Origin of the sequence: Salibacter halophilus (genome assembly GCF_008806325.1) — a bacterium.
In the GTDB taxonomy this organism is placed as follows: domain Bacteria; phylum Bacteroidota; class Bacteroidia; order Flavobacteriales_G; family Salibacteraceae; genus Salibacter; species Salibacter halophilus.
Genome location: NZ_WACR01000004.1, coordinates 146,953 through 173,425, shown reverse-complemented (window position 1 = coordinate 173,425; position 26,473 = coordinate 146,953). Strand labels below are relative to the sequence as shown.

General features: G+C 40.7%; 27 protein-coding genes. 17 read left to right on the top strand and 10 right to left on the bottom strand.

Annotated elements, in window-relative coordinates; translation table 11 throughout:
* The first annotated feature begins 1 nt into the window (after position 1).
* Positions 2–877, top strand: coding sequence for a bifunctional methylenetetrahydrofolate dehydrogenase/methenyltetrahydrofolate cyclohydrolase FolD (gene folD, locus F3059_RS05655; protein ID WP_151167161.1), 876 nt, complete (start codon positions 2–4; stop codon positions 875–877).
* On the opposite strand, the gene F3059_RS05650 is transcribed toward folD, so the two are convergent.
* Entirely contained in the window at positions 878–2,641 is a 1,764-nt protein-coding gene (locus F3059_RS05650) for an ABC transporter ATP-binding protein (protein ID WP_151167160.1), read from the bottom strand.
* Positions 2,631–3,422 carry a tRNA pseudouridine(38-40) synthase TruA gene (gene truA / locus F3059_RS05645; RefSeq protein WP_151167159.1) on the bottom strand — a complete coding sequence of 264 codons (792 nt, stop codon included), beginning with the start codon at positions 3,420–3,422 and terminating at the stop codon, positions 2,631–2,633. The genes F3059_RS05650 and truA overlap by 11 nt, the downstream gene beginning before the upstream one ends.
* A 61-nt stretch (positions 3,423–3,483) precedes the next feature.
* On the opposite strand from truA, the gene F3059_RS05640 reads away from it, so the two are divergent.
* Positions 3,484–3,981 carry a metallophosphoesterase family protein gene (locus tag F3059_RS05640; protein ID WP_151167158.1) on the top strand — a complete coding sequence of 166 codons (498 nt, stop codon included), beginning with the start codon at positions 3,484–3,486 and terminating at the stop codon, positions 3,979–3,981.
* Here the strand turns inward: F3059_RS05640 and F3059_RS05635 are convergent, their stop codons facing one another.
* Positions 3,982–4,431 carry a DUF4293 domain-containing protein gene (locus F3059_RS05635; protein WP_151167157.1) on the bottom strand — a complete coding sequence of 150 codons (450 nt, stop codon included), beginning with the start codon at positions 4,429–4,431 and terminating at the stop codon, positions 3,982–3,984. It abuts the gene before it with no gap.
* A 195-nt stretch (positions 4,432–4,626) separates the two neighbouring features.
* Here F3059_RS05635 and rho point away from each other — a divergent pair, with 195 nt between their 5' ends.
* Positions 4,627–6,372 carry a transcription termination factor Rho gene (gene rho, locus F3059_RS05630; RefSeq protein ID WP_151167156.1) on the top strand — a complete coding sequence of 582 codons (1,746 nt, stop codon included), beginning with the start codon at positions 4,627–4,629 and terminating at the stop codon, positions 6,370–6,372.
* Positions 6,365–6,913, top strand: coding sequence for a DUF4199 domain-containing protein (locus F3059_RS05625; RefSeq protein ID WP_151167155.1), 549 nt, complete (start codon positions 6,365–6,367; stop codon positions 6,911–6,913). The genes rho and F3059_RS05625 overlap by 8 nt, the downstream gene beginning before the upstream one ends.
* On the opposite strand, the gene F3059_RS05620 is transcribed toward F3059_RS05625, so the two are convergent.
* Together F3059_RS05620 and fabG are read right to left on the bottom strand one after the other, a co-directional pair.
* On the bottom strand, positions 6,907–8,994 hold the full coding sequence (locus F3059_RS05620; protein WP_151167154.1) for a VWA domain-containing protein: 2,088 nt from the start codon (positions 8,992–8,994) through the stop codon (positions 6,907–6,909). The two genes, F3059_RS05625 and F3059_RS05620, sit on opposite strands and share 7 nt — an antisense overlap.
* Before the next feature lies 1 nt (position 8,995).
* Entirely contained in the window at positions 8,996–9,742 is a 747-nt protein-coding gene (gene fabG / locus F3059_RS05615; RefSeq protein ID WP_151167153.1) for a 3-oxoacyl-[acyl-carrier-protein] reductase, read from the bottom strand.
* A gap of 304 nt (positions 9,743–10,046) precedes the next feature.
* On the opposite strand from fabG, the gene F3059_RS05610 reads away from it, so the two are divergent.
* From F3059_RS05610 to F3059_RS05580, 7 genes are all read left to right on the top strand, one after another.
* A complete protein-coding gene (locus F3059_RS05610) occupies positions 10,047–10,652 on the top strand; it encodes a hypothetical protein (RefSeq protein ID WP_151167152.1) in 606 nt (201 codons plus the stop codon).
* The gene (locus tag F3059_RS05605; RefSeq protein ID WP_151167151.1) at positions 10,652–11,413 is read left to right on the top strand and encodes a hypothetical protein; all 762 of its coding nucleotides are present in this window, start codon (positions 10,652–10,654) and stop codon (positions 11,411–11,413) included. Before F3059_RS05610 ends, F3059_RS05605 begins: the two co-directional genes overlap by 1 nt.
* A 53-nt stretch (positions 11,414–11,466) precedes the next feature.
* Positions 11,467–12,309, top strand: a complete 843-nt coding sequence (locus F3059_RS05600; protein WP_151167150.1) for a mechanosensitive ion channel family protein — start codon at positions 11,467–11,469, stop codon at positions 12,307–12,309.
* A gap of 136 nt (positions 12,310–12,445) precedes the next feature.
* Entirely contained in the window at positions 12,446–13,225 is a 780-nt protein-coding gene (locus F3059_RS05595) for an enoyl-CoA hydratase-related protein (RefSeq protein ID WP_151167149.1), read from the top strand.
* Between the two features lie 28 nt (positions 13,226–13,253).
* Positions 13,254–14,429 (top strand): 3-hydroxyacyl-CoA dehydrogenase NAD-binding domain-containing protein, encoded by a 1,176-nt coding sequence (locus F3059_RS05590; RefSeq protein WP_151167148.1) that lies wholly within the window; start codon positions 13,254–13,256, stop codon positions 14,427–14,429.
* A gap of 152 nt (positions 14,430–14,581) precedes the next feature.
* Positions 14,582–15,046 carry a hypothetical protein gene (locus F3059_RS05585; protein ID WP_151167147.1) on the top strand — a complete coding sequence of 155 codons (465 nt, stop codon included), beginning with the start codon at positions 14,582–14,584 and terminating at the stop codon, positions 15,044–15,046.
* 81 nt (positions 15,047–15,127) lie between these two features.
* Complete coding sequence (locus F3059_RS05580) at positions 15,128–15,316, top strand: hypothetical protein (RefSeq protein ID WP_151167146.1); 189 nt, start codon at positions 15,128–15,130, stop codon at positions 15,314–15,316.
* A 626-nt stretch (positions 15,317–15,942) separates the two neighbouring features.
* On the opposite strand, the gene F3059_RS05575 is transcribed toward F3059_RS05580, so the two are convergent.
* Positions 15,943–18,876: an FAD-binding and (Fe-S)-binding domain-containing protein gene (locus tag F3059_RS05575; RefSeq protein WP_151167145.1), complete on the bottom strand. Its 2,934-nt coding sequence runs from the start codon at positions 18,874–18,876 to the stop codon at positions 15,943–15,945.
* Positions 18,877–19,011: 135 nt separating this feature from the next.
* On the opposite strand from F3059_RS05575, the gene nhaA reads away from it, so the two are divergent.
* From nhaA to F3059_RS05560, 3 genes are read left to right on the top strand one after another with little or no spacing between them, the layout of a single operon-like run.
* Positions 19,012–20,343, top strand: a complete 1,332-nt coding sequence (gene nhaA, locus F3059_RS05570; RefSeq protein ID WP_151167144.1) for a Na+/H+ antiporter NhaA — start codon at positions 19,012–19,014, stop codon at positions 20,341–20,343.
* 34 nt (positions 20,344–20,377) lie between these two features.
* Positions 20,378–20,677, top strand: coding sequence for a nucleotidyltransferase family protein (locus F3059_RS05565; protein WP_151167143.1), 300 nt, complete (start codon positions 20,378–20,380; stop codon positions 20,675–20,677).
* Complete coding sequence (locus tag F3059_RS05560) at positions 20,670–21,008, top strand: HepT-like ribonuclease domain-containing protein (protein WP_151167142.1); 339 nt, start codon at positions 20,670–20,672, stop codon at positions 21,006–21,008. Before F3059_RS05565 ends, F3059_RS05560 begins: the two co-directional genes overlap by 8 nt.
* A 19-nt stretch (positions 21,009–21,027) precedes the next feature.
* Here the strand turns inward: F3059_RS05560 and paaD are convergent, their stop codons facing one another.
* The 4 genes from paaD to paaA form a co-directional block, all read right to left on the bottom strand.
* Entirely contained in the window at positions 21,028–21,528 is a 501-nt protein-coding gene (gene paaD, locus F3059_RS05555) for a 1,2-phenylacetyl-CoA epoxidase subunit PaaD (RefSeq protein WP_151167141.1), read from the bottom strand.
* Between the two features lie 36 nt (positions 21,529–21,564).
* Positions 21,565–22,329: a 1,2-phenylacetyl-CoA epoxidase subunit PaaC gene (paaC, locus tag F3059_RS05550; protein ID WP_151167140.1), complete on the bottom strand. Its 765-nt coding sequence runs from the start codon at positions 22,327–22,329 to the stop codon at positions 21,565–21,567.
* Between the two features lie 61 nt (positions 22,330–22,390).
* The gene (paaB, locus tag F3059_RS05545; RefSeq protein ID WP_151167139.1) at positions 22,391–22,684 is read right to left on the bottom strand and encodes a 1,2-phenylacetyl-CoA epoxidase subunit PaaB; all 294 of its coding nucleotides are present in this window, start codon (positions 22,682–22,684) and stop codon (positions 22,391–22,393) included.
* Between the two features lie 13 nt (positions 22,685–22,697).
* Complete coding sequence (gene paaA, locus F3059_RS05540; protein WP_151167138.1) at positions 22,698–23,654, bottom strand: 1,2-phenylacetyl-CoA epoxidase subunit PaaA; 957 nt, start codon at positions 23,652–23,654, stop codon at positions 22,698–22,700.
* Between the two features lie 200 nt (positions 23,655–23,854).
* On the opposite strand from paaA, the gene paaE reads away from it, so the two are divergent.
* From paaE to F3059_RS05525, 3 genes are all read left to right on the top strand, one after another.
* Positions 23,855–24,943 (top strand): 1,2-phenylacetyl-CoA epoxidase subunit PaaE, encoded by a 1,089-nt coding sequence (gene paaE / locus F3059_RS05535; RefSeq protein WP_151167137.1) that lies wholly within the window; start codon positions 23,855–23,857, stop codon positions 24,941–24,943.
* A gap of 98 nt (positions 24,944–25,041) precedes the next feature.
* Positions 25,042–25,842, top strand: a complete 801-nt coding sequence (locus F3059_RS05530; protein WP_151167136.1) for a hypothetical protein — start codon at positions 25,042–25,044, stop codon at positions 25,840–25,842.
* Between the two features lie 33 nt (positions 25,843–25,875).
* Positions 25,876–26,307 (top strand): DUF983 domain-containing protein, encoded by a 432-nt coding sequence (locus F3059_RS05525; RefSeq protein WP_223274549.1) that lies wholly within the window; start codon positions 25,876–25,878, stop codon positions 26,305–26,307.
* The last annotated feature ends 166 nt before the right edge of the window (positions 26,308–26,473 follow it).

Below are 26,473 nucleotides of genomic sequence, written 5' to 3'. Positions count from 1 at the left end.
CATGACAATACTTGACGGTAAGGGCACGGCTCAGGAAATTAGGAAAGAACTAAAAGAAAAAGTCGAATCGTTAAAAAACAACGGTGAACGACCGCCCCACCTTGCGGCTGTGTTAGTTGGAGATGATGGTCCAAGCCATACTTATGTCAACGCCAAAGTCAAAGATTGTCGACAAATAGGTTACGAAAGCACACTTGTCGATCTGCCTGCAACTATTTCAGAAAAAGATCTTTTGGATAAAGTCGATCAACTCAACAATGACGATAATATTGACGGCTTTATCGTTCAACTACCTCTCCCCGATCACATTGATGAAAACGAAATCATTGCAGCTATAAATCCCAATAAAGATGTTGACGGCTTCCACCCCGAAAACTTTGGGAGAATGGCGCTCAACCTGCCTTCTTTTATATCAGCAACACCCAGGGGAATTGTAGAACTCCTCGATCGTTACGATATTGAAACAGAAGGTAAACACTGTGTTGTTATCGGGAGGAGTAATATTGTGGGAACTCCCATTAGCATTTTGATGTCACGCAACAACAAGGTTGGAAATGCAACAGTGACTGTTACACACTCTCGCACGAAAAACCTCAAAGAAATCACACAACAAGCTGATATCGTAATCGCAGCTATTGGAAATCCGTATTTCCTCAAAGCTGAAATGGTAAAAGAAGGTGCTGTTGTTATTGATGTTGGAATGTCTCGCGTTGAGGACGCTTCAAAGAAACGAGGTTACCGACTTGCCGGTGATGTCGATTTTGATAAAGTGAAAGAAAAAGCATCGCACATCACACCGGTTCCCGGAGGCGTAGGCCCAATGACCCGTGCAGCGTTACTTCTCAACACCTTTCGCGCATATTCGATTAAAAAATAATCACTTCTCTTCTGCATCTGAGAACTGGAGCTCATACAACGTTTTGTAGTGTCCGTCCTTTTTCAGCAATTCCTGATGATTACCGATTTCCATCACGCGCCCTTTATCGAGAACGATGATCTTATCAGCGTTCTGAATAGTAGCTAAACGGTGAGCAATGACAATACTGGTTCGGCCTTTAGTCAGAACCTCAATAGCTCGCTGGATCATCATCTCCGATTCGGTGTCAACTGATGAAGTAGCCTCATCTAACACTAAAATACTGGGATCGTAAACATAAGCACGAATGAAAGCAATCAACTGTCTTTGACCAACAGAAAGCATTCCACCGCGTTCACGAACGTTAAAATCATAATTACCAGGTAACTTCATGATGAATTCATGTGCGCCAACAAGCTTTGAGGCTTCAATGACTTTCTCCTTCGAGATACTGTCGTTGTAAAGCGTGATGTTGTTGTAAATTGAATCACTGAAGAGGAAAACATCCTGCAAGACAACACCAACACGTTCTCTCAACTTAGCGAGATCATAAGTCCTAATATCCTCTCTGTCAATCGTGATCGATCCTTTTTGGAACTCGTAAAAACGCGATAATAGATTGATTACACTCGTTTTTCCAGCTCCGGTTTCACCCACAAAAGCGACTGTTTCACCTTTGCTTACATCAAAAGTGAGGTCTTTCAAAATCCAGTCCTCACCTTCATAAGCAAACCAAACGTGATCAAATTCAATTTTCCCTTTTAAATAAGACGGTATTTTATCACCCGAATCTTCAATTCTGGCATCAGTATCCAAAACTTTGAAAACTCGCTCAGAGGCTACCATTCCCATTTGCAATACGTTGAAACGATCTGCCAGTTGACGAATGGGTCTGAACAACATGTAGATATACAAAATGAAGGCAACAAGATTACCCAGTGAAGCTTCACCCTGAATAACACTTTTTGATCCCCACCAAACGAGCAGCGCTATTGAAGTAGCACTTAAAATCTCCACAACCGGAAAAAATATTGAGTTTGCCCAAACCGTGCGAATGTGGGCTTTCATGTGTTCTTTATTGATATCAGAGAAACGTTTGTGTTCGCGCTTTTCCTGGTTGAAAATCTGAACGATATTCATTCCCGTGATATGCTCCTGGACAAAAGAATTGAGGTTGGAAACTGCATTTCTCACATCCTGGAAAGCAGCCTTGATGTAATTCTTAAAAATATTTGTCGCGATGATGAGTAGCGGGATCGGGACAAGGCTAAAGAGCGTCAATCGCCAGTCTATATAAAACATAAACCCGATTACCACTACAAGTTTGAGAATGTCACCCACAATGATGAGAATTCCCTGGGAAAAGATCTCGCTAATTGTTTCAATGTCACTAACAGCTCTCGTAACCAGCCTACCTATTGGAGTTCGATCGAAGTATTTGAGTTTAAAATTGACGATTTTGTCGTACGTCTCATTGCGCAAATCCTTGATCACCGACTGACCAACTTTATTGGCCATGTAAGTTTGAATAAACTGAACACCGCCTTCAACAATCAAGATACTCACCATCACGATCGTGAGCGTGATCAAAAGTTGACCATTCGGTTTTACGATGGCATTATCAACCGTGTACTGGATTAAATAAGGCCTGAGTGGAGTGAGAATAGCGAGCAAAATTGTAAGTGCTCCCGTCAGGTAGAACAATTTATTGTACGGCCTAACATACCGCATTACCCGCTTGAACAAACTCACATCAAAAGCTCTTCCCGATACACTATTTGCCATTTAAACCTAACTTCACTCGTTTGTAATTTGTTGTATTCAATTGGTCAGATCCATATTTAACATCTGTCAAAAACAAACCGTTGGCCGGAGCCGAGAAACCTGCTTTTGTACGATCCTGCGAATCTATAATTTCTTCGAAATCCGCCACAGTTAATTTTCCTCTTCCCACTTCTATAAGCGTACCAACGATGGCTCTCACCATATTCCGCAAAAACCTGTTTGCGCTTATCGTAAAAGTGAGTTGTGATTCATTCACATCCCACTCTGCTACCCGAACATCACAAATGTTCGTTTGGTTCTGACTACCCGCTTTGCAAAATGCACCAAATTCCTCAGCTATGAGTAATTTTTTAGCCGCTTCATTCATTTTTTCTATATCCAGTTCCTGGTGACTAAACGCAGCGTATCGATGCATAAACGGATTCTTTTCCAATTGAATGAAATACTGATACTCGCGCTCAACAGCATTAAATCTGGCATGAAAATCACTACTCACTTCCTGCAGATCGATAATCGCAATATCGGCAGGTAAGTAATTATTCAAATGATAATGCAAATCAGCAACAGACCTGTTTAGCTCTGCCTCAATATGCGACACGTAATAAGAGGCATGAACACCCGTATCAGTGCGACCACAACCGATTACAGCAACTTCTTGCCGTAAAATTGTAGAGAGCGCACTTTCCAGCGTTCCCTGCACTGTTTCAACACCGGGCTGAATCTGCCAACCGCAATAATTGGCACCATCGTAAGCAAGTATGAGCGCGTATCGCTTTTTCATTCCGCGCAAAAGTAGCGAATAACGTTTGTAGAGACATACAACTGTGTTATGTTTGATGCCAATGAAACGAATTGGTCTGTTATCGGATACGCATTCTTTCCTGGACAAGCGGGTGTTTGAGCACTTTAAAGACGTAGATGAAATTTGGCATGCAGGTGACATAGGCAGGCTTTCACTTGCTGATGAACTGGAAGCATTTAAACCGCTCAGAGCCGTTTACGGCAACATTGACGGACAGGGAATTCGTGCCGCTCACCCACTCGATCAGTGCTTTACTGTGGAAGAAGTAAAAGTATTTATGACACATATTGGCGGTTACCCGGGCAGGTACAACCGCAGAATTTACGAAGAACTGACAACCAATACGCCCGATTTATTTATTTCAGGTCATTCGCACATCCTCAAAGTCATGAACGACAAAAAGCTAGGATTGCTACACATGAATCCCGGAGCTTGCGGAAAAGTGGGTTTTCACAAAGTCCGCACATTACTCCGTTTTACAATTGAAGGCAAGCGGATTAAAGATTTGGATGTGATCGAACTGGAAACGCGAAAATAATTAGCGCAATCTGTCTACAGATTTTACAAGATCATCATCTTTCTTGATCGCCCTGTAAGCAAGTACATTGAAGACAAAAGCAACAGCCGGAATGATAAAACTCCAACCCGGGATTACTTCCAGTTGAACTTCATTTTTCCAAAAGTACCACAGCACTCCCTGGGCAACAATGGTCAGAGCCAAAACCAAATAGCTGGCCTTAATACGTGTCATTTGTGATGTGCGACTTTTGAACTGAAAAATCGTGGTTCCATTCATCACGATAAATAAAATAAACAGGATGAGAACCGGCCACCCCCCAATGAGTGAAGTTGAATCAAAAGAGAAATCCCACGCAGTGACGCTGTACATATTATCAGGTCCTGTGGCATAGAAAATTGGCAAAAACGTTCCTACAATTGCTACGATAATACTAATGAACAAATAAACTGTTTGAATGCGCTGCAACATGGTTCTTTAAATTTTCGCCAAAAGTATGCGAAAAATAAACTCCCCCAATTGTCAATCCCCAAGAATATTGTATTATTGCAGTATTCGAGGGATTTCAACTATCCCCTCAATCCATTTCAATACAAATCAAGATTTAAGATTCTTCATATTAAGTGATTGAATTCTATCTAAATTGACTATTCTAATTAGACTTTCATGTACGACATTATTGAGTTGAACAACAAAAAGGTTGAAGAGTTAAAGCAAATCGCTAAAGAACTCGATGTACCTAAGATCAACCGCTTGAAAAAACAAGATCTCATCTATCAAATTCTCGACTACCAGGCGGTAAAACCACTCACAAAACAGGACAACGCTCCAAAAAAAGATTCATCTGACAACAAAAAATCAGATGACAGTAAAGGGGATAGAAGACCGCGTACTCGCTCTACTCACCCTTCAAATAAACCGTCAGATTCTGCAAAGAAACAAGACGATAACAAGACTCCTGATAAGAGACAGCCTAAACCTGAATCCAATAAGGATCAAAAACCAGGCGGCCCGTCTAAACAGGGATCTGACCGAAAAAGAAATAATCATCCATCCAACAATAAGGATGATAAAGGTGGGCGCGATAACCAAAACAAGGATCGCCAAAGTAACCACAAGAAAGATTTCAAAGGTCCTAATAAAGACAAAAAGCAGGACAATAGCAATAATAACAACGATCATCACTCGCGCAGAAACAACGACCGCAATGACAATCGCCACAATAATGACAAAGGTGGTAGAAACAACGGTAAGGGAAATGACAGGCGCAGAAAAGATGGACTCGACTACGATTTTGAAAATATCGTAACGAGTGAAGGTGTTTTGGAAACAATGAGCGATGGATACGGTTTCTTACGCTCTTCAGATTACAATTACCTTCCTTCTCCTGATGATATTTACGTGAGCCAGTCTCAAATCAAATTATTTGGTTTAAAGACCGGTGATAACGTTGAAGGTGGTATTCGTCCTCCAAAAGAAGGTGAAAAATACTTCCCTCTCATTAGAGTTGAAAAGATCAATGGTCGCACACCTGTTCAGGTTCGTGATCGTGAGCCTTTCAACTACCTAACTCCTCTTTTCCCACAGGAAAAATTCAATCTAACTGGTCACAAAAAGAGCAGTGTTTCTACGCGTATCATGGATATGTTCACGCCAATTGGTAAAGGACAGCGCGGATTGATCGTTGCACAACCTAAAACAGGTAAAACGCAATTGCTCAAGGAAGTAGCAAACGCTATTGCTGACAATCATCCTGAGTGCTATTTGATGATTTTACTCATCGATGAGCGACCTGAGGAAGTTACTGACATGGCGCGCAGTGTTGATGCGGAAGTTATCGCTTCAACATTTGACGAACCGGCAGATAGACACGTAAAAATTGCGGGTATTGTTCTGGAAAAAGCAAAGAGAATGGTTGAATCTGGTCACGATGTTGTGATTCTGCTCGATTCAATAACTCGCCTTGCCCGTGCTTACAACACTGTTTCTCCGGCATCAGGTAAAGTATTGAGTGGTGGTGTTGATGCCAATGCTCTTCACAAACCAAAAGGATTCTTTGGTGCAGCTAGAAACATCGAAGGTGGCGGTTCGCTAACAATTTTAGCTACGGCTCTGATCGATACCGGCTCTAAAATGGATGAAGTGATCTTTGAAGAATTTAAAGGTACCGGTAACATGGAACTACAGCTCGATCGCAAAATTGCGAACAGACGTATTTTCCCTGCTATCGATCTCGTTTCGTCTTCTACAAGACGTGATGAATTGTTGCTGGATAAAGAAGTTTCACAACGCATGCACATTCTCCGCAGGCATATCAGTGATATGACTGCTGTTGAAGCGATGGAGTTTTTGAGAAGTAAAATTGTGTCAACACGCGATAACGAGGAATTCCTCATTTCGATGAATGGCTAAAGAAAAGCAACTCAACAGTCCAAAAAATATAAATAGTACCACCGTAGCCCTGATTTTATTCGGGCTATTGGTGGTATTTCGTTTATTGATAGAAACCTTAAACTGGGATTGGACAATACGCGTTTATCCCATTTTGTTGTTCATCCTCGTTGCCGGCTACATGGGAATCAGAGAGCAGCGAATCAAGTCGAGGGAATACCTCACTTACATCATGGAGCTGAAAGCAGCTCTAAGACCATCAGCTATACTGGCGTTTTTGTACTCTGCTTTTTCCTATATATTTTACCGTTTTGTCTCTCCTGACTTCTTCAATAAAATGATCATGGAAAGACGTGCCGAGTTTGAAAAATCAATCGCTGAGAATAATGTTGGCACTGAAGAGGCTAACAAAGTTCTTCAAAACTTTGAACAGGTTACCGAGTACATTTTTTCACCGCTGAACTGGGCTACTTTTACGCTCCTCGGACTCATCATGCTTTCATTCATTTACGGAGCGTTGCTGGTGTTATTCGCAAGGAAATTTCCTAAGATGATTCAATAACCGCCCTGGTATTTTCTCGTTGCCCACTCGGCAGTGAGTAAGAGCAATATCACGAAGAACAACCATTCCAGCTCGATTACATCAGCATATTCATCGTGTTTGTGAGCCACCGTTGGGAAGTCTTTAGCGAGTAACTCATCAGCTAATTGATCGAGCTCGCGAGCACTGTGAAAAGAGCCGTTATTGCGATCAGCTAAAGCCATCAACAAGCCAAAATCTGCTCGTGTTTTTTGTGACTCCACACTAATGCTTTTAACTGTAAACTTTCCACTTCTCGAAAATTGATCACCTGCCAGTGATGTTGCAGCAGTAAAAGTATATTCACCGGGTTCCATAAAACCGAGATCGAGCACATAGCGATCACCTCTCCTACTCATCGTGTACGGCACTTCTTCTCCATTTCGGTTGATCGTGAGCTCTACATCAGGCTCGTTCGTCAACTCGTAACTTGGATCGTAGAGTGAAGCACCAATTTCTACCCGCTGTGCAATCGAGAACTGATTTTCATACGACAAACGAAAACGCGACTTATCCTCTTTAGTCAATAAAAACTGAACGGATTTTCTAATGAGTTCATCAAAAGCGGCCGCATCGCCATTTTGAGCATAATCGAATAATCGCCATCTGAAAAGTCCGTCTCCTAAAATGATTCCCTGTTTACGGTCAGAGCCGGACTGAAAAGCAACAAGTGGCTGATCGGTTACCACGTTGCCAACCTGTTGAAAGTAAATCGTTGACAATCCACCAGTGCTATTGTAATTCCCGAAAGTCATTTTGAGCGGAGGAAAACTTTCAATTCGCTCGTTGAGTTTTTCAGAAATTTCAAATAAATCAAACTGATTACTGGCTGACGCCATAACATCACTCACCTGGTTGCTAACTCTGGAAAGCTCCATTCCCATCCCGATGTCAGACATATTTCCCGCTGATAAGTTGAGTCCGCCATGCCACAACACCGGAATATCACTTTCTGTAATATCCCTCCTCAATTCATTGTGTTGATCACCAAAAATATTGGAAGCGATTACCAACTGAAATTGTTCCAGGTTGGGAAGTTCTTCGTCACTAATTGCCAGATGCGTTTGGAGCTCATAATTTTCGAGCGGTTTTAGTGATCTCACCATAGCGCCAATATCAGGATGTGGTGCACTACTCACAAAAAGTATCTTACTGCGATTGTCGATCACCTCGATGTAATACTCGCGTGTATTGTTCACATAAGTCAACTCGCCATCGAGCCGAGATAATGAAACAGTATATTTTTGAACACCGGGCTCCTTCGCTTCTAGTTGAAATTCAAAGCTTTTAAACTCGTTTCGTTTTGAAACTGAAAAGGTCTTTGATTTGAGAACATTCCCATTTTGCTTAATCTCAACCTTTACATCATTACCCTCAAAATCATTAGCTGCGGCCATCACCTCAACAGGAAATGTATTGCCCAAAAAAGCCAGATCGTTGTGACGCACCTTCCTGATCAACACATCGCGTTGTCGTGATGAATCGCCCATTCCAACTGTATAAATCGGGAAGTTATTGGTTTTTTGATAGTAGAGCGGATTTCGCCCTTCGTTTGTGAGTCCGTCTGTTGCTACGATCATAGCCCCTAGATTCGAATAACCGTGTGTTTCATCCACATTTTCGATTACCGCCTGATGATTGGTATAGGGATCTGAAAAGTTGAGCGAATCAGCTGATTGTAATTCAGAGACTTCACCTCCAAAAACGAGTTTTTCTACCTGGTAACGATCCTGAAGTTTGGTGAAAAAGTTATCGAGATCTGACCGAAACTGATTTTCGAAAAAATTGCTGTCTTTGTTGAGGACAATGCTTTGTGAGTTATCTACGGCAACTACTACGCGTGCTTTTTCGCTTTCACTCACCGTTGTTTTGAGCAGTGGATTAAGCAACAAAAAGCTGAGTACAAAAACTGAGATAAAGCGAAAGGCTGAGAGTGCCCAAATGGCGGTTTTGGAAAATGGTTTTGTACTCTTGTTAGGTGAATACAAAAGGTAGGTGTACAACGCTGCAAGCGCTATACACCCTATGATTAACCAAAGAGAATACTCTGTGGTGATGCTCATATTACGTTAACATTCCTCCGTCAACATTGATTGTTTGCCCGGTGATATATGCCGACTGATCACCAACGAGGAACAGAACGAGGTCAGCTACATCTTCAGGCTTTCCGCCTCGCTTGAGCGGAATTGCATCGCGCCATTCCTGAACTGTTTTTTCATCGAGTTTCTCTGTCATTTCAGTTTCAATAAATCCTGGAGCAATTGCATTACAACGGATGTTGCGCGATCCCAACTCTAGTGCCACAGATTTTGTAAATCCGATCATTCCGGCTTTTGAAGCTGCGTAGTTTGCCTGTCCGGCATTTCCTTTTACGCCTACAACTGAGCTGATGTTGACAATTGATCCTTTGCGATTCTTGAGCATTGTGCGCTGAACTGCTTTAGTCATGTTGAACACAGATTTAAGGTTTGTTTCCAATACCTCATCCCAGTGATCTTCACTCATTCTCATAAGAAGATTGTCGCGCGTAATGCCAGCGTTGTTCACAAGAGCATCAATATTTCCAAAGTCTGAAAGAACCTGATTTACAAGCTCCTGTGCAGCAGAGAAATTCGCAGCATTGGATTTATAAGCTTTTGCCTGTACCCCTTTATCAGTAAGTTCTTTTTCAATCGCTTTGGCTTTATCTTCAGATGAAGCAAATGTAAAAGCCACAGATGCTCCATTATCAGCTAATGTGTGGGCAATTGCTTTTCCTATTCCGCGAGTGGCTCCGGTTACGAGAACAACTTTTCCTTCGAGTGATTTCATCTTGTAAATAATTTTTCAACGGTCTAATGAAACGTTCGCAATTTGACTATAAAATCAAAATATCACGATCATTTCACCTTAATTATTTTTGGTTGTAAGTAGCTGCCGAAAATAGCGAATTATTGAGAAAGGACAGTGGATTGAGTGTTAGTATTAACCTGAGTTCGATTATTATTTATAGATTCAAATATTCAAAGAAGCCAGTTCATTGTTATTAATCCTACTCAAATCAACAATATTTATTTATTTTGATGATTGTTAATCCTTGAGCCTTTTAAACGTAAATTTTGAATCAGATTTTTACATGAGAAATTTTGTACTCGTGCTATTAGCTGTTTGTAGCAGCGCACTTGCTTTCTCAGGCAATAACTTATACGACTTAGAAAAAAAACGAATCGGACTCGCTTTTGAGATTACAAAATACCCGCATTCATTTGGCTATGGTGGTAAATTAAACGCTCCTTTTTTTGACTTTGAAAGAATGAGAACAACTTTTAAAGTTCATCACCTTCAATTCAAAAACAGTGAGTATTCCAGTGAGACCAGTTCCTTTCAATCTGCTGAAGTAGGAACAGTTGGTATCGTTTCACAACTCGATTCTCCTTTTCGGTTTTACGGTGAAGGCGGTCTCTCATTTTTGATAGCACCTGACTTAACAACAACCCCTTTTAATGTTGGCGGATACGGTTTATTTGGCTGTGAAGTAATCACATCATCAGATGAACGTGAGTTTCCTCCTATCACCTATTTTATTGAGATGGGTGCTCACGGCAATACAGGAAAAATTGAAAAGAAACTTCCCAAACAAGACAGGCAATTCCAAATAGCATCTGGATTGAGTATTAAACTGGGTGTCAACTTCAACTTTTCGTGGGATAAAATCACCCCACAAAAATCGCCCAACTCATAATGCGATATTTACTTATAATCATCTTAGCCTGCTCTATAGCACTATTTTCAAATGCTCAATATGCTCCTGATTATCAATACGGAAACGAGTATCAACCAAAACCAACTAAACCAGATTGGATTTTTTCGTTGACCGGTGGACTCTCTCAACCTCTTGGTATGTTTGCCAAAACGGAAAACTTTTCAAACAGCGAAAGCGGTTTTGCTAAAACAGGTTATACAGTCAACCTACATGCAGATAAATTTTTGAAAAACATCATTTTCATATCGGCCAATTACCGTTACAGTCAGAACCAAATGGATAGCAAATCGATTGCTGCTGACCTCACGCGTGATCGAGCTGGCGATTACCGTGCAAATGCAGATAGCTGGAAAATTCACGGCTTTTGGATCGGACCTAAATTTGCTATTACAAATGGAGCCTCATCTTTAAATTTGTCATTTAAACCCGGGCTCGCTTACGGTGAGCTACCCCGTGTTGAACTACTGGCGCAATCGAACCAAAGTAATGATCAAATACGATCAACCTACTTTTCTGAAAATGCCATTTCGTTCAGTTATTTACTTTCGGGTGAATTTCGGTACAACTTTAACAATGCGTGGGGGTTATCCTTAGACTTAGCCTATCAATCTGCCCGTTTCAACTTCAATGAAGCCAAATACACTGTGAATGGAAATAGAGGAAATTACAACATTGAGTCGCCTTACACTGTTATGACGGTAGAAATAGGTGCTTTTTACTCACTCGATTTGGATCAATAAATAACTTAAATTATAATTTATAGTTTTAAAGCAAATAAATAAACCAAACAAAAATGAAAGAAGAACTTACAAACTCTGCCGGTAAGGTAAACGAATACTCACAAATTGCATTTGATTATTTACTCGATTACGGCCCAAAAGTTATCATGGCTATAATAGCACTGATAATTGGTTTTTGGTTGGCTGGAAAAATCAAAAAAGGATTCATTAAAACACTTGATAAGCGCGATTTTGACCCAACGCTTAAACCCTTTATCGGTAACATTGTAGGTTGGTTATTTAAGATATTGGTTGTCATTTCAGTAGCCAGTATGGTAGGCATCGAAACCACCAGTTTTATTGCTGTTTTAGGTGCCGCAGGTTTGGCTGTTGGTTTAGCTCTCCAGGGAACTCTTGCCAATTTTGCGGGAGGTGTACTTCTTTTAATTCTCAAGCCATTTAAAGTTGATGATGTTATCGATGGTGCTGGCTTCATGGGTGTTGTTGAAGAAATAACGCTTTTTTACACCAAAATGAGAAATTTTCAAAACAGAGAAATCGTCATTCCGAATGCCAAATTATCTAACGATAGTATTACAAACTATTCGGCTAAAGAGATAGCACGTGTTGATATGGTATTTGGCATCGGTTACGGATCTGACCTCAAACGCGCTAAGGAAATACTAACTGAAATGGTTGAAAAAGATGAGCGCTGTCTCGATGATCCGGCTCCAACAATTGTGATTGGCGAGCTGGCTGATAGCTCAGTTAATATTCTTTGCCGCCCATGGACCAAAGTTTCAGATTACTGGCCTACATACTGGGATTTCATGGAACAAGTCAAATTACGCTTTGATGCTGAAGGAATCGAAATTCCATTTCCGCAACGCGATGTTCACATGAAAAAAGAAGATTAAAATTAATTCATACATTTTGCAAAGCCACTCCTTTTCGGGTGGCTTTTTTTATTTTCAACAGCTTCTACTTACTTTCCACGAGATATTACAGCTATAAAAAGCCAAAACCTTAATTTCGCTGCAAATAAAATTGATTATGTCTGAATTAATCCAAACGCGTCATGAAAATGGCGTTGCATACATTACCTTTAACAGAGCCGATAAATTCAATTCATTCGTACGCGAAATGGCTCTGGAGTTACAAAATCAATTGAAAAAAGCTGATAAAGACGACTCGGTCAGATCCATCGTGCTTACCGGAGATGGAAAAGCTTTTTGTGCCGGTCAGGATCTCAAAGAAGCAGCTGATGACAATGGTATCGAGCTTCAAAAAATCGTATCGGAACACTACAACCCGGTTATAAAATTGATCAGAGCCATCGAAAAACCGATCATAGCTGCTGTGAATGGTGTGGCAGCCGGAGCGGGAGCCAATATTGCTTTAGCTTGTGACATTGTGATTGCCACTGAATCGGCAAGTTTTATTCAGGCATTCAGCAAAATTGGTTTAATCCCCGATAGCGGTGGAACGTTCTTCCTACCTCGATTAGTGGGCATGCAAAAAGCAACAGCATTGATGATGTTGGGAGATAAAGTTTCGGCTAAAGAGGCTGAGGATCTGAACATGATCTACAAGGCTGTTCCTGATGCAGACTTCAACTCAGAAATTGAGAAGACAGCTACGAAACTGGCCAAAATGCCTACGAAAGGGCTGGGTCTGACCAAAAAACTGCTCAACGAATCCTGGACGAATGACCTAAGCCAGCAACTGCAACGCGAAGATGATATTCAAACGGAGGCCGGTCAAACACACGACTACAACGAAGGAGTTCAGGCATTTTTAGAAAAAAGAAAACCTAATTTTACAGGAAAGTAAATCGAAAAGTCACTATAAATCTGAGAATATGAAATTGACAAAACATACAACTATTGGCGTAATTGGAACCGGAACAATGGGAACCGGAATTGCGCAGGTAGCAGCTACAGCGGGCCACAAAGTATTGATGTACGACAAAAAGGAAGAAGCGCTGCTCAAAGCTCGTCATTCGCTCGTGAAGATTATGAACCGACTTGTAGAAAAGGGCAAATACTCTCAGGGCGAAGCTGATACTATTTTGAGCCGAATTGAATATGTTGACGGACTCAGCCGTTTTGAAGGTTGCGGAATGGTGATTGAAGCAGTGATCGAAAATATCGATGTTAAAACGCAAATCTTCCATCAACTGGAGTCTGTTACCAATAAGGACTGTATTTTGGCGACAAACACTTCATCTTTGTCAATTGCCTCAATTGCGGCAGCAGTTAAAAACAAGCAAAATGTGATTGGCGTGCATTTCTTCAACCCTGCTCCGCTCATGAAACTGGTTGAGATTATCCCTTCAATGGCCACTGACTCCAAGGTGACAAATGCAACTCGTGACCTCATCAAAGACTGGGGAAAAGTGACAGTTATAGCAAAAGACACTCCCGGCTTTATCGTGAATCGCGTTGCTAGACCATTCTACGGTGAGTCGCTCAAAATGCTCGAAGAAGGCGTAGCTGATGTCGCTACTATCGATTGGGCGCTCAAAGATCTTGGCGGATTTAAAATGGGTCCGTTCGAACTTACTGATCTCATCGGTCATGATGTGAATTACACGGTAACAGAAACTGTGTGGACACAGATGTATTACGATCCGCGTTACAAACCTTCAATCACCCAAAAACGCCTGAAAGAACTAGGCCATTACGGGAGAAAAACCGGACAGGGCTTTTACAATCACGAAGATAACGGTCAGAACCCTGCACCCGAAAAGGATGAGGCTCTTGGAAAATATATACTGAACCGCGTGGTTGTGATGCTCATCAACGAAGCCGTTGATGCTGTATTCCTCAACATCGCAACACAGGAGGATATAGACGTGGCAATGACCAAAGGTGTCAATTATCCAAAAGGATTATTGAAATGGGCTAACGAACTGGGCCTTGAATGGGTTCAGGAACAACTAGAGGATCTTCAGGAGCACTTTGGTGATGATCGCTACCGCCCTAGTCCGCTACTCAAAAAAATGGTTAAAGAACAACGACTTTTCCATTACTGAGTAGAAAAAATTTTTTAGAAGGATTTTAAATATCATTAACTGAATAAAACCTTTTCCAAAGTTTTGAACTTTGGAAAAGGTGTAACAATCATTAGCTTTGGAGGTGTAGTACAACTGCACTTTCAAAGCTTTTTTGTTTTTATCCTGATAAAATGATTTTTACTTTTCAAGTATTTTTTCTCTTATCTGCGCTTTTTGGAGTCTACAGTTTTAAAAAGACTAATGAAAAACTACCCAAATTAATATTGTTAACTCAAATTATAGCAGTCCCTCTAGCCACTGTCACTCCTGAACATGGTCAATTGGGATTCATTTTATTTATGTTATCACTTTTACTAATCGTCATTTATGAACTCAGGACACTCATAAAGGAAAACTTCAAGAAAAATATTCCCATCATAATTTCAAGCATTTTTATTTTTGGAAAGTTTGTAGCTCAAATTCAGCATTACCCACATGCAAGAATCATAGGATTAAGCATGATTATCCCAGTAGGGATTTACCTCTATCTACTCATCAACTATCGTAAAAACCTAAAAAATGAAATCGGCTTTATGACTATAATAACAATGGATGCAGCAATAGAATTCGCCAGTACAGTCTCAGTGTATTTTTAATTAATACACGAATTAAAAAAGAGTTGTAATTCAAACTAAGGTTTTAAATTTCACATTTGATTATACTCTGAAAATAAGTAAATGAAAAAGTTCCAAATCACACTCCTGTTCATAGCTGCAACTATTCTCATTGCAAACCTATTTTTGATCGACTACAACGACCTCTCCTGGTCTAAAAATGGTGGTCAATACCTCGGTATCATTTCAATGACGCTCGTTATAATCTCAATGATTTTCAGCCTAAAAAAGGGTAAAGAAAGAAAGGATTAATCGAAAACCAACATTATAATATTCAAGCTTCATCCGCTTACACTCGAGGTACAAGTGCCATGGACTCGATACACTTCTATCTCTGGGTTATCACCCGGAGCCTAAGTGTCATAGCTAGATATTGAGTGCCGTAGGTACGGTTCACATTTTACAAATCTGATGAATTTTGCTCTGGGCTAAAACCCAGAGTTAGTTTTAAGTCGTGCCTACGGCACTTAACCTTTTTCCCAAGACCTGACAGGTTTTGAAACCTGTCAGGTCTACACGACATTAAGCTCCTTTAACAACTTAGAAATTCAATAATCCAAAAAGCAAGATCAGAACACTCTCAACTCTTAGTAAATCTTAGCCTTTGGCACCAGCCAAAGCTTAGATGAACTTAGATCCCGAACTTGCTTCGGGACTCAACCTCGCCTGCTGACGCTTCGATCAGCACTTTCAGCTTGACCTCCAAACTCCCTACTACTTCGACTTCGCCAAAGCTCCGCTCAGCATCCGGGTCTGGCGGCTAAAAACAAACACCAAACCCATAAACTTCAAACCCTTAACAACTTAAACTTTCAATAATCAAAAAGCAAGATTAGAACACTCTCAACTTCAACCTCGACCTCGCGTTTAGCTTACTCTTAAAAACTTAATGCATCTCTCATAATCTCTATCGGGTGCAGTGCTTTTACTTGTACCCCATCTTTGATCTGATGGCGACAACTCGTTCCATTTGCTGCAATGATATCCTCTTTTGATGCAGACCTTACCCGCGGAAAAAGTACCATTTCACCAATCTTTATAGACGTCTCAAAATTTTGCTTCAAATAACCGTAAGAACCGGCCATTCCACAACATCCACTGGGAATTGTCAGCACTTTATATCCTGCGAATTGCAGAATCTTCTTTGTATCTGATAGTGAGGAAAGCGCCTTTTGGTGACAATGTCCGTGAAGATGAATTGTTTTGGGCTCTGACCGAAACTGATCACTTTTGATATTTCCTTTTTCCAATTCACTAGCCAAAAACTCATCGATTAGAAAAGCGTTTTTACTCAGCTTTTTGGCTTTTTCTGTCAGATCACTACCCACGATATCAGGATACTCATCTCTGAAACTCAAAATTGCTGAAGGTTCTATTCCGATTAGCGGCTCGTCCTCACTCACTTTCGGTGAGAAAATAGAAACATTTTTGCGAGCAATCTCTTTCGCTTGCTTCAAAAGTCCTTTTGAAAAATAAGATCTACCGCTCTCAGGGTGATCGATGACACGAACATCGTATCCCAACTTTTGCAACAGTTCAACTGCAGCAATCCCAATGTGAGCTTCGTTAAATTCAATGAACTCATCTGCAAACAGCCACACCTTTTTAATCGGGTTTTGTTGAGGGTGATATTTTTTCCTGTACCATTTTGTCAAAGTAACTTTACTGATCTCGGGCAGACTACGATCTTTTGCAAAACCGAGTACAGACTTCCCTATTGAGCTAAAAAACTCACTTTTCACAAAGTAATTTGCTACTCCTGGGAACTTACTTGCCAACTTCATCAACCTGGCAAACGAACCGATTACTCTCGTTTGAAAAGCGACACCATTTTGATTTGCGTACTGGTAATCAAACTCGGCTTTGAGTCTAGTTAAATCGACATTTGACGGACATTCAGATTTACATCCTTTACACCCGATACAGGTGTCCATCACCTCTTTGACATCGTTATTTTGAAAAGGCTTTTCATCTCTTGTCAAGACCTCACGTAACGTATTTGCCCTGGCACGAGTAGTTTGTAACTCATCTCCAGTAGCCATGTAAGTTGGACACATCGTTCCGCCAGCTAACTGTGATTTTCGGCAATCACCCGATCCGTTGCAGAGCTCTGCACTTCGCTGATAGCCTTTGTAATGGCTAAAATCAAAAATAGTTTCAAAGTTCTTCGTTTCCTGGTCTTTTTCGTAGCGAAGCTGTTCATTCATGGGCGGAGTATCCACGATTTTATTGGGGTTAAAAACACCTTCCGGATCCCATGTTTTTTTGATTTCCACAAACCAATCATAGATCTCCTCTCCTACCATAAACGGAATAAACTCTCCTCTCAGTCTGCCATCTCCATGCTCTCCACTCAACGAACCGCGGTACTTTTTCACCAAATGTGCAATTTCGTCCAGTACGGTTTTGAAGAGCTCTTGTCCTCGCGCAGTTTTTAAGTTTAAAACAGGTCGTAAATGTAACTCCCCAGACCCCGCATGTGCGTAATGCACACACTCCAAATCATATTTCTTGAGCGTTTCGTTAAAGTCCTCAATGTACTGTGCAAGATCGCGTACATCAACTGCTGTATCTTCAATCACAGGAGCCGGCTTGCTATCGCCCACGACATTTGACAACAATCCGAGGCCTGCTTTTCGCAAGTTCCATACCTTTTCACAGTCAGATCCGGTGACAACCGGGTAATGATAGCCGAATTTTTGTTCTTTAAAAGCATTAGTCAGATCCTCAGCTTTTTTCTTGAGTTCTTCCGCAGAATCGGCAAATAGCTGAACGACCAAAATAGCTTCGGGATCTCCCTCTACGAAAAAGCGGTTTTTGCGGTGCTGAATATTGTCTTTTGTTCGTTCAAGGATGTGGTAATCCATCAACTCAACCGCTCCCGGATCAAAATCCAATGAAAGGACTGTGGCTTTTAATGAGTCGTACAAATCGTGAAAGTGTACACAAACCAGGCCTTCGTGTTTAGGCGGAAGCGGCTCCAAAGCAACTTTCACTGATGTGATAAAGACAAGAGTTCCTTCGCTACCGGCAATCATTTTGCACATGTTGAAAGGCTTGTCACTCTCTTCAAAGACATCACAATCCATCAACAAGTCGAGGGCATAGCCGTGATTGCGTCTCGGGATTTCAGGTTTTGGATAACGATTCTTTATTTTGTCTCGGTTCTGATCGTTATTCAGCAACTCTTTTGTTTGCTGATAGATGTTTTGCTCTAACAGGCTTACAGTCGTTTCTCCCGAGCACTTCTTTTCAAACTCCTCCTTACTCAAGGGTTTAAAAGTAGTTTTTGAACCATCGGCCAGTACAGCTTCAACCTCTAACAAATGATCACGGGTAGAACCGTATTTCACAGAATTTGATCCGCAGGAATTGTTGCCTACCATTCCGCCAATTGTGGCTCTGTTAGATGTGCTGGTCTCAGGAGCGAAAAAGAGCTTGTGTGGCTTTAAGAATCGGTTGAGTTCATCGCGTACAATTCCGGGTTGGACTTTCACCCACTTCTCTTTCTCGTTGAACTCAATGATTTCTCGCATATATTGGGACACATCCACGATGAGTCCGTTCCCTACAACCTGTCCGGCTAGTGATGTCCCGCCAGCCCTGGGAACGAGGCCCATTCGGTTCTGACCACTAAACTTCACAAGCCGTTCTATATCTGCTTCTGTTTTAGGAAAAGCTACTCCCTGAGGGAGCTCTCGATAAGCGCTTGCATCAGTTGAATAAACGATTTGATAAAGTGAAGAAGTGTGAATTTCTCCTTCAAAATTCTTTATTTTGAAAGGAACCGTAATATTAGCGCTATTTACCATGATCCCAAAGTTAATGAGCAATTTTAAATATTGTTAACAGCGCTTTAGAAAATAAAAGATACTTGCTGTTTTGATTTTATATTTTCGCAAAACTTCGAGTTTTAATTGAGAAGATAAAGACACCAGAAGAGGAAAATGAAGAGAAGTAAAAGACTTGCTGTAGTAGCCAAACGATTTATATCAACTTTTGAAGATTTCAGTTCTGCACAGGCGCTTTCAGGAATCATTCTGATTTTGTGCATGATTGTAGCCATGATTTGGGCTAACTCAGATTTCGCTCATTATTACCACGAACTGTGGGAAACTGAATTCACCATTGGTTTTGAAGGTGCTCACCTCACTAAAAATTTGCACCACTGGATCAATGACGGACTCATGGCGATGTTCTTCTTTACGGTTGGTTTGGAGATCAAGCGTGAAGTGATGGTTGGTGAATTATCGAACAAGCGAAAAGCAATTTTACCCGTTGTAGCCGCACTTGGTGGAATGGCTGTACCGGCCCTTATCTTCATCATGTTCAACAGCGATTATCCCGAGCACGAAGGTTGGGGAATCCCGATGGCGACAGACATTGCCTTTACGCTAGGTGTCATGAGTCTGCTGGGAAAGCGGGTTCCGTTGTCATTGAAAGTGTTCTTAACAGCCCTTGCCATTGCCGATGACCTTGGAGCTGTTCTCGTTATTGCACTCTTTTACTCATCAGATATTTCACTCGTCAATTTTGGAATTGCTGTAGCATTTCTTGTCGTAATGGTCGGAGCCAACATGCTTGGCGTGCGCAAGAAAACTTTTTACGCTGTAGTTGGAATTGGTGGTTTGTGGACAGCCTTTCTGTTATCTGGTATTCACGCTACAGTTGCCGGAGTTGTAGCTGCGCTAGCCATACCAACAGATAGCGCTTACAGTTTAAAAGGATTTAGAGAACGCATTAAAAATGTATTGATCAAGGCGAAAGCAATATCTCCACTTCATCACGATTTGTTGAGCTTTGAAGAGCAGGCTGTTGTGACCAAAGTGAAAAAAGCCTGTAAAAACTATGAACCTCCACTTCAAACACTGGAACACAATTTAAATCCATGGGTGATTTATTTTGTGATGCCCATGTTTACGCTCGCCAATGCGGGTGTTACACTTCCTGATGACCCGATAGCCATGATGGGCGACTCACTCAGTTTGGGTGTTGGATTGGGACTCTTACTGGGTAAACCGATCGGAATTGTTGGTTTGAGTCTGATCGCAATTAAGCTCAAACTCGCAGATTTACCAAAAGGAGTAAACTGGCAAATGATGATAGGAGCCGGATTACTTGCAGGAATCGGGTTTACGATGTCGATGTTTATCTCTGAGTTGGCATTCAGAAAAGGTATTTTGGAAGATACGGCTAAAATGGGTATCCTGCTCGGTAGTTTTGTTGCCGGTGTTGCCGGATTCTTTATCCTGAAGAAGGCTATTAAGAATAAAGAGTGATTATTTATTATAGATAAGTTTTACTTTTGACATAATGAATATTCTTAATAAAAATATTGATAAAATTCGAAAGCTTTGCGAAAAGCATAAAGTGTCAAAACTGTTTGTATTTGGTTCAGTATTAACTGACAACTTCAAGGAATCAAGTGATATAGATTTCATAGTTGATTTTTCTCAAATTGATCTATATGATTATGCTGATAATTATTTTGCTCTAAAATCTTCGCTTGAAAAATTATTGAACCGGAATATTGATTTATTAGAAGATAAAGCAATTAAGAATCCATTTTTAAAAAAGTCTATAGACTCCTCTAAGCAGTTGATTTATGGATAATGAAATCAAAACATGGCTTTTTGATATATTACAATCCATAAATGAGATTGAGAGTTATTTTGATGATACTCAATTAATCTTTGAAAATTATGTCTCAGATATTAGGACGAAAAGAGCTGTAGAAAGAGATTTAGAGATAATCGGAGAAGCTGTAAACAGGATTCTAAAAAAAGATAAAGGCTTCAAACTCAATAACGCTAAAAGGATAATAAGTACTCGTAACAGGATCATTCACGGCTATGATAGCATATCTGACGAATTAATTTGGAGTATCGTCATTAACCATTTAGCAAAATTGAAAAAAGAAGTAATACTGTTATTAGATAGCTGAGAATCTTCTAAATCCTAAATCAAATACACTTAAAATAATCGAACGGCTCTAAGCAGTCGTTGCATTTGTAAAGTGCTTTGCAGGCTGTTGAACCAAACTGACTAATCATCTCTGTGTTTGTAGAGCCGCACTGCGGACACTTCACAACTTTTTTCCCTCCGGTAATAGCACTTTTATCAGTCGTTTTTTCAGCGGGTGGAGCAATTCCGTACTCCTCTAGTTTTTGACGACCATTATCTGTAAGCCAGTCAGTCGTCCAGGCAGGAGAAAGTTTTGTGATCACTCTGTATTTTTCAATGCCGTGCTTTTCCAAACAATCTTCAATATCATTCTCGATTGTTTTCATTGCAGGGCAACCTGAGTATGTTGGTGTAATCGTTACAATGACTTCATCACCTTCAAAATCGACATCGCGAACAACTCCCATGTCGGTTACGGTTAAAACCGGAATTTCCGGGTCAGTAACTTCCGATAACCAATCGAATACTTGTTCTTTAGAAAGTGTTGTAACGTCTGCCATAGTTTATTTCCTCCTCAACAAAATACGCGGCAAAGCTTACCAGGTTGCATCCGGATGCACGCGTGGCAGATATTGCATTTCTGATAAGATATACCCCATGTGTTCTGAGTGAATACCTTTCATTTTTCCTCCTGTATGGTGCCATTCCTGAACCTCGGGCATTTCAAGTGTCGCTTCACGAAAAACATCTTTCACCTTTTGCAACCACTTATCTTTAATAGGTGCCAAATCTGGAGCAATACCTTCTTTGATTAGAGTTTCGTCTACCTCATCCATGTCGAACATTTCACCTGTGTAGTCCCACAGCTCATCGATTGCATCCTGCATGATCTTGTGACTTTTCTCAGTACCATCTCCAAGACGGATTACCCAGTCGCTGTTGTGCTTGACGTGATAGGTTACTTCTTTCAACGACTTAGCTGCAATAGCTGCTAGCTGTTCGTCTTTTGATTTTGTGAGTTCTGACAGAAAATAATAATGGAATACATCAAAGAAGAAAGAGCGCATGATTGTGTTTCCCCAGTTGTCGTTTGGACGCTCAGTCAGTAACAAATTGTGGAAGTTTCTCTCAACTCTGTGATAAGCGAGATCATCTTCTGTCCTTCCTTTTCCCTCGACTTCAGCCGCGTAGCTCAAATAAGATCTTGCCTGCCCCAGTAAATCCAGAGCGATATTGATGAGAGCAATATCCTGTTCTAGTTTTGGGCCATGACCGCACCATTCTGAGAGACGGTGACCGAGAATTAACGTGCTATCTCCTAAACGTAAACTGTATTTGTAAAGCGCTTCTTGCTTCGTCATTCCACTATTTTAAAAGAATGGCCTCTCGTAGAGAGAAGCCAATAATTAAAAATTCGATTTATTAAATATGTCCTACTTCATCGGGTATATCGTAGAATGTAGGATGTCTGTAAATTTTGTCATTTGCCGGATCAAAGAACGGATCTTTCTCAGATGGAGAATTGGCATGAATGTGAGTTGATTCCACAACCCAAATACTCACACCTTCGCTCCTGCGTGTGTAAACGTCACGAGCATTTTCGAGAGCCATCTCGTAATCAGCAGCGTGAATGCTACCAACATGCTTGTGACTCAATCCTGCTTTTGACCTTATAAATACCTCCCAAAGAGGCCAATCTTTATTATCTACTGACATAACTATAATCTATTTAAGCTGCTGATTGTTTACCAGCTTCGCGTTTTCTTTTCTTTTTAGCATAAGCGTTGGCTGCTTCTCGCACCCAAGCTCCGTTGTCTTTAGCATCTTTACGTGCTTTGAGACGCTCTTTATTCATCGGGCCGTTACCTTTAATTACGTTGAAGAACTCATCCCAATTAATTGGTCCAAAGTCGTATGACTCGCGTTCTTCATTCCATTTGAGATCAGGATCAGGAATGGTCAGACCCAGGTACTCAGCTTGCGGAACGGTTTTATCGATAAATTCCTGACGCAATTCGTCATTGGATTGTCTCTTGATCTTCCACGCCATCGATTGTTGAGAGTGTGGAGAATCTTTATCACTTGGACCAAACATCATCAATGATGGCCACCACCAGCGATTGAGTGCATCTTGAGCCATTTCTTTTTGCGCTTCAGTACCATTAGCGAGCGTCAACATAATTTCATATCCCTGACGTTGGTGGAAACTCTCTTCTTTACATATACGAACCATTGCGCGGGAATACGGACCGTAAGAAGTACGTGTCAACATCACCTGGTTCTGAATAGCTGCTCCATCAACTAACCAGCCTATTGCGCCAATATCAGCCCAGGTTACAGTTGGGTAGTTGAATATATTTGAATATTTTGCTTTTCCACGATGTAAGTCATCTACTGTATCTTCTCTCTTAGCACCTAAAGTTTCAGTAGCGCTGTACAGATACAATCCGTGACCGGCTTCATCCTGAACTTTTGCTAAAAGTGCAACTTTTCTTCTCAAAGAAGGAGCGCGAGTAATCCAGTTTGCTTCTGGAAGCATTCCCACAACCTCAGAGTGAGCGTGTTGTGATATTTGCCTAATCAAATTTTTGCGATAAGCATCAGGCATCCAATCACGTGGTTCAATCTTCGTTTCAGCATCGATTTTTGCGTCAAACTCCTTTTGTAAATCCTTCTCTTTTTCCATAACACTCATATTTCACTACAATTTTACGAAAATTTAAACTTAGTGTTTGCCGTATTGTTCACATCACATTGAAAATTAACCTCAAATCAGGCTAATTTTTAATCTGTCTAATTAACACACCTACTCCAACATGTTGAATTGGAAAATATCGGGTAAAGATTAGATTTGCATATCGAAATTAGGATTAACATAAATTGATAATGGCGCGATTTCACGATTTAGAAGTTAAGGATGTAAGAGAGGAAACCTCCGACACAGTGTCGGTTGCGTTTAATGTACCGGAAGAATTAAGTGATGCTTTTTCGTTTATCCAGGGACAATATATTACACTCAGAGCCGAAATAAGCGGAGAAGATGTTCGCAGATCTTACTCCATTTGCTCTGCTCCAAAGGAAGGTGAATTGCGTGTCGCTATCAAAAAAGTTGATGGTGGTAAGTTCTCAACTTATGCCAATGAAGAGCTAAAAGCTGGTGATGTCCTAAAAGTAATGCCTCCGCAAGGTAGGTTTTACACTGAGCTCGATCAAAATAACGCAAAGCATTATGTCGCATTTGCTGCGGGTAGTGGTATCACTCCGGTTATGTCGATCATGAAGTCGGTTCTGACCGAAGAACCAAAGAGTAATTTCACGCTCTTTTACGGCAATAAAAATACGGGGAGCATCATCTTTAAAGAGGATATTGAAGATTTGAAAAACGCTTACGTTGACAGACTGAGTGTTTATCATGTATTGAGTCGAGAAAATCCCGGAGCTGATCTTTTTTACGGAAGAATCGATGAGGAAAAGTGCGGAAGGTTTTGCCAAATGCTTTTTGATCCGGCAGGAGTTGATGAGTATTTCCTCTGCGGACCTGAGGCCATGATCAAACTCGTTACGAACGAACTGGAAGCTCAAAAGGTGGATAAAAAGCGGATTCACTACGAACTCTTCACATCTCCTGATCAGCCAAATGCTGCTCAGCACGCCACTTCACGTAAAAAGTCGAAGTCCACAGGCGAAAAAGTTGACAGTGCTGAGGTAAAAGTAATTGTTGACGGTGAGGAATCGATCATCAATATTGCATCTGACGGTGACAGCATTTTGGATGCCGCTCTCAAAGCCGGTGTTGACGTTCCTTTTGCTTGTAAAGGAGCTGTTTGCATGACCTGTCGCGGCAAAATATTAGAAGGTGATGCTGAAATGGAAAAGAATTACGCACTGCTTGACGAAGAGGTTGAACAGGGCTATATCCTAACCTGCCAGTCTCACCCGACATCTAAAAATGTGACGGTGAGCTTCGATGAATAATCGAGCTTTTTACTAACAAAGAACTGGGTGTATGTTGTAAAGCCATTGCAGGCTATACATCGTTAAAATCCTTTATACTTGTAAAAAATATTTCAGGAATGCATTACTTCACAAAATCAATCACAGCAATTATTATTTGCCTATTGGTCGGATCCGTAACCAATGCCCAGGACGAAGGTTCACTGAAACGATTCGTTGAAGGCTTTTACGAAGGTTATTTGAGCGATGAATCGCGCTCACTCAACTCTCCTAATTTCCGCAACTACTTTGATGACGGATTTGTAGGATCTGACGTTGACGTTGATCTACAGGGAAATGTTGAATACGCTCAGCTCGATTTTGAAAAAATGAAAAAAGAATACGAGCGCTACAGAATGGCAGACGGTATTGGAATTGATTTTGAAGTAACTGATTTCCACAATGCTGTAGTTAAAGGAAATACTGGAATCGTGAGCATGCAATTAGATTTCACGATCAATAAAAACGGTTCTATGATTTCAAAAGGAACTTATAACGTTTCGCTCACGGCAAAGTCTATTCAAGAAGAATGGAAACTTACATTTATAAACTCTGTTTTTGTTCAAAGCGAAGTTTTTATGGGCAAATGTATTTGTGAAATTTACCCTAAAGAGACAAAATTTGCTACGTTTTTAACAGTTCCAAATGGTGATACTTACTCAAACAAAACTGATAAATTCGAGATCTCCCCAGATGCTGACGAAAGAATTATCACATTGAACAATGAGCAAGAGTTTACGTGGAACACAAAATCTAATAAAGTATATGCTCCTGGTGATGAAGTAATTGGATCTTCAGTTATTCAGCCCAGTACAGCTATATTGAATGTTTTGCGTTTCGCGAACAAGGACAAATGCCAGTCGATAGAAACTAAAGACTAACGGTTAGCGTAGTTAGGCTAAATTATTTTTTGAATGGCGATGAAAGGATCGATGCTAAATGGCATCATAAGAATGAAATGTCCGCGGTGTCAGGAATCCAATTTATTTTCTGATCCCAATCCATACAATTTATCTAAACTCTTTCAAATGCCCGAACGCTGTGATAAATGCGGGCAAAAATTTGAAATTGAACCAGGCTTCTTTTACGGTTCAATGTACGTGAGTTACGGACTCAGCATTGCGTATTTAGTAGCTGTTTGGGTAGCATTTATCATCCTCTACCCCGAATTTAATGTAACGGAATATTTAGTGACTGCCGTTGGATCGCTGATTGCTTTAACACCTCTTTTCTTTCGTTTATCACGATCTGTTTGGATTCATCTTTTCGTGAAGTACGATGACAACGCCATAGAGAAATGGCAAAAGAAAAAGACTGAGGAAAAAACTAATCCCGATTCAGAATAGCTTTTAGTTTAATTTCTCGAAATTCGCTTTTTCTACACTTTCCTAAATTCTATTTTGAAGTACTGTATGTATTTATTTTATGATAGGGTCTCTAACAAACCTTCAAACATCCCAACCAGCGAACCCTAACTCAAATCAATTAAACGTTAAACTACTAAACATTTAA